Origin of the sequence: Streptomyces anandii JCM 4720, assembly GCF_014650655.1 — a bacterium.
Taxonomy (GTDB): Bacteria; Actinomycetota; Actinomycetes; order Streptomycetales; family Streptomycetaceae; genus Streptomyces; species Streptomyces anandii.
The window spans coordinates 725-5098 of record NZ_BMVJ01000050.1 but is presented as its reverse complement, the minus strand read 5'-3'; the positions used below and the strand labels follow the sequence as shown (position 1 = coordinate 5098).

The following is a 4374-nucleotide window of genomic DNA, read 5'->3' as shown; positions in this document are numbered from 1 at the left end:
GACCTCCGTCGTGATCGCCGGTGACGAGAGCGCCGTACTGGAGATCGCCGAAGCCTTCGAGGCGCAGGGCCGCAAGATCCGTCGCCTGACGGTCAGTCACGCCTTCCACTCCCCGCACATGGACGGGATGCTGGACGCCTTCCGCGAGGTCGCCGAAGGCCTGTCCTACGAGGCCCCGCGTATCCCGATCGTCTCCAACCTCACCGGTGCCGTCGCCTCCGCCGAGGAGATCACCAGCCCGGACTTCTGGGTCCGTCACGTCCGTGAGGCCGTCCGCTTCCGCGACGGCGTCCGGGCGTTGGAGGCGGCGAACGTCACGACGTACGTCGAACTCGGCCCGGACGGCGTGCTGTCCGCGCTCGCACCGGAGTCCATAACAGGCGGCACTCCCGCCTTCCTTCCCGTCCTCCGAAAGGACCGCCCGGAAGCCGAAACCCTCACAACGGCTCTCGCCCACGCCCACACCCGGGGTATTTCGGTCGACTGGCAGGCGTTCTACGCGGGCACCGGCGCCCGCCGCGTCGACCTGCCCACCTACGCCTTCCAGTACCGGCGTTACTGGCTGGAGGCGCCCACGGGCTGGGTGGGCGACATGGCCTCGGCCGGCCTGGGGGAGGCGGGCCACCCGCTGCTCGGCGCCGTGGCCGAACTGCCGGCCGGCGACGGCTTCCTGTTCACCGGCCGGCTGTCGCTGGCCACGCATCCCTGGCTCGCGGAGCACACCGTGTCCGGCACCGTACTGGTGCCGGGCGCCGCGATCGTCGAGCTGGTGCTCCACGCCGGGGAACACGTGGGTCACGACCACCTCGACCAGCTCGTCCTCGAGACTCCGCTCGTACTGCCCGAAAAGGGTGCGCTGCAGCTGCGGTTGACGCTGGGCGAGGAGGACGAGTCCGGACGCAGGCCCCTCGGGCTGTACTCGCGCCCGCAGGACGCGTCCGCCGACGACCCCTGGACGCGGCACGCCGACGGCCTCCTGGGAGGCGGCGCACCGGAGCGACTCCAGCCCGCCGAGCACGGCATGCCGGAAGAGTGGCCCCCGCCTGGCGCCGTGGCCCTCGAAGTAGCCCACGTCTACGACGACTTCGCCGCCCTCGGGCTCGGCTACGGCCCGGCGTTCCAGGGCCTGCGGGCCGCCTGGCGGGCCGGGGACGAGGTGTTCGCCGAGGTGGCCCTCGCGGAGGAACAGCGGGCGGACGCGAATGCCTACGGCCTTCATCCCGCCCTCTTCGACGCGACGTTGCACGCCATCGGGCTGGGTGACTTCTTCCCGGCGGACGGCGCGGAGGAGACGGGATCCGGCGCGGCACGGCTGCCGTTCGCCTGGGAGGGCGTACGGCTGTACGCGGCGGGCGCGGCGACGGTGCGGGTGCGGGTGTCGGCGGCCGGGAAGGACGCGGTTTCGCTGACCCTGGCCGACGAGAGCGGCTTGCCGATCGCCTCCGTGGACTCGCTCGTCCTGCGCCCGCTCGCCGCCGGCCAACTGGCCGCCGCTCACAGCGCATCGGGTCACCATGACGTGCTGTTCCGTGTGGACTGGGCGCCGCTGCCCGCGTCCGCGCACGTCTCGTCCACGGCGGCGAACCCGCCACGCTGGGCGGTCCTGGGCGGCGACGATCTCAAGCTCGGTGACGCTCTTGCCCGAGCCGGCGCGCAGGTCGCGGCGTACGCCGGCGTGAACGAACTCGTCGCGGATCAGGCCGCGCCCGACATCGTGTTCGTCCCCTGCGTGCCCGATCTGGCCCGTACCGAGGACGTCGCCGCCGCGACCCGCGCGGCGACCGGCCAGGTGCTCGGCGTGATCCGCGACTGGCTCGCCGACGACCGTCTCGACTCCGGTCCGCTGGCGGCGACGCGGCTCGCCGTGGTGACGCGCGGCGCGGTCGCGGTGGGGCCGGACGAGGGCGTGGACGATCTGGCGCACTCGGCCGTGTGGGGTCTGGTGAGGTCGGCGCAGGCCGAGCACCCGGGGCGGTTCCTGCTGCTCGACCTCGACGGCGAGGACGGCCCGCTGCACGAGGCGGCCTCCGTCCTGGCCGGGGCGGCCGACGAGACGCAGCTCGCCGTACGGGCCGGGACGGTCCACGCGCCCCGGCTCGCCCGGGTTCCGTCCGCTGCCGACGACGACCGGTCGCTGCCGGAACTTGACCCGGACGGAACGGTGTTGATCACCGGCGCCACCGGGACGCTCGGCGGGCTGCTGGCCCGGCACCTGGTGACCGCGCGCGGCGTCCGCCACCTGCTGCTGGTCAGCAGGCGCGGCGCGAGCGCCGAGGGTGCGGCCGAACTGGCCGCGGAGCTCGCCGGGTCGGGCGCCACGGTGACCTGGGCGGCCTGCGACACGGCGGACCGGGAGGCCCTGGCCGCAGTGCTGGAGACGGTGCCGTCCGCGCACCCGCTGACCGCCGTGGTGCACACCGCGGGTGTACTCGACGACGGCATCCTCGAATCGATGACGCCCGAGCGCGTCGAGCGGGTCATGCGGCCGAAGGTGGACGCGGCCTGGAACCTGCACGGACTGACCCGGGACATGGACCTGTCGGCGTTCGTGCTCTTCTCCTCGGCGGCGGGTGTCTTCGGCAACCCCGGCCAGGCCAACTACGCGGCCGCCAACACCTTCCTGGACGCCCTCGCCCTGCACCGCCGCGCCCAGGGCCTCCCCGCGGTCTCCCTCGCCTGGGGCCTGTGGGCGGACGACCACACGGACGGCGACAAGGACAAGGACGCGCGCCAGGACGCCAACCCGGGCGCGAGCGGCGGCATGGCGGCCACGCTCGACGCGAGCGGCCGGCAGCGGATCACCGGAGGCGGCATGTCCGCCCTCGCCGCCGCCGAGGGGCTCGCGCTCTTCGACACCGCCGGCGCCCTGGACGAGGGCCTGCTGATCGCCGCCCGCCTGGACCTCGCCGCCCTGCGCGCACGGCACACCGACGACGGTGCCGGAACCGGGGCCGGGGGAGCAGATGCCGTACCGCCGCTGCTGCGTGGCCTGATCCGCGCGGCCCGCCGCCGTACGGCAGCGGCATCGGGTCCGGGCAGCGGCCCGGAGGCGCGCACGCTGGCCGAACGCCTCGCCGGAGTGTCCGCCGCCGAGCGGGACCGCGTCCTGCTCGACCTGGTGCGCACCCAGGTGGCCGCGGTGCTCGGACATCAGGACGCGGCCACCATCGGGCCGGACGCCGCCTTCAAGGAACTCGGCTTCGACTCGCTGACCGCCGTGGAACTGCGCAACCGCCTCGGTGCGGCGACCGGACTGCGGCTCGCCGCCACCCTGGTCTTCGACTACCCGACACCCGGCGCCCTGGCCGGTCACGTCGGCACGCTGCTCCCGCAGGCGGACGACGGCCCGTCCATGTTCGACGACCTCGACCGCCTCGAAGCCGCACTGGCGGCCGCGCCGGCCGCGGCCGACAGCGTCACCCGCTCCCGGATCACCATGCGCCTCCAGGCCCTGCTGACCAAGTGGAACGAAGCCCAGGGCGCGGCGGACGACCCCGCCGAAGAAGACAACGACCTCGAAACAGTCACAGACGACGAGCTCTTCGACCTGCTCGACGACGAGCTCGGCTCGGCCTGAGCCCGAGAAAGGACCCGACGCGATGGCGAACGAGGACAAGCTGCGCGACTACCTCAAGCGGGCCACCGCCGACCTGCGCCAGGCCCGCCGACGGCTGCGCGAGGCCGAGGAGCGGAACCAGGAGCCGATCGCCATTGTGGCGATGAGCTGCCGCTACCCAGGAGGCGTACGCACCCCGGAAGACCTGTGGCACCTGGTGGTGAACGGCACCGACGCCATCGGTCCGTTCCCCACCGACCGCGGCTGGGACGTGGAGACGCTCTACGACGCCGACCCCGACACGGCCGGCTCCAGCTACGTCAGCGAGGGCGGCTTCCTCTACGACGCGGGCCGCTTCGACCCCGCCGTCTTCGGGATCTCGCCGCGCGAGGCGCTGGCGATGGACCCGCAGCAGCGGTTGCTGCTGGAGACCTCCTGGGAGGCCTTCGAACGGGCAGGCATCGACCCCACCTCGGTGCGCGGCAGCCGTACGGCCGTGTTCGCCGGGGTCATGTACCACGACTACACGGCACGGCTGGACCGCATCCCGGAAGGCGTCGAGGGCTTCCTCGGCACCGGCAGCTCCGGAAGCATCGCCTCCGGCCGCGTCTCCTACACGTTCGGGCTGGAGGGCCCGGCGGTGACCGTGGACACCGCGTGCTCGTCGTCCCTGGTCACCCTGCACATGGCGGTGCAGGCGCTGCGCAACGGCGAGTGCTCGCTCGCCCTCGCGGGCGGCGTGACCGTCATGGCGACACCGTCCACGTTCACCGAGTTCAGCCGGCAGCGCGGACTGTCGGCGGACGGCCGCTGCAAGC

At 73.6% G+C, this 4374-nt stretch carries 2 protein-coding genes; both read left to right on the top strand.

The window, feature by feature from the left end:
- Window positions 1-3577: type I polyketide synthase (locus IE249_RS35105; RefSeq protein ID WP_189711512.1), on the top strand; the 3577-nt coding region annotated here is incomplete at its 5' end.
- A 40-nt stretch (window positions 3578-3617) separates the two neighbouring features.
- A partial coding sequence (locus tag IE249_RS39580; RefSeq protein ID WP_444544819.1) for a beta-ketoacyl synthase N-terminal-like domain-containing protein occupies window positions 3618-4374 on the top strand: 757 nt, incomplete at its 3' end.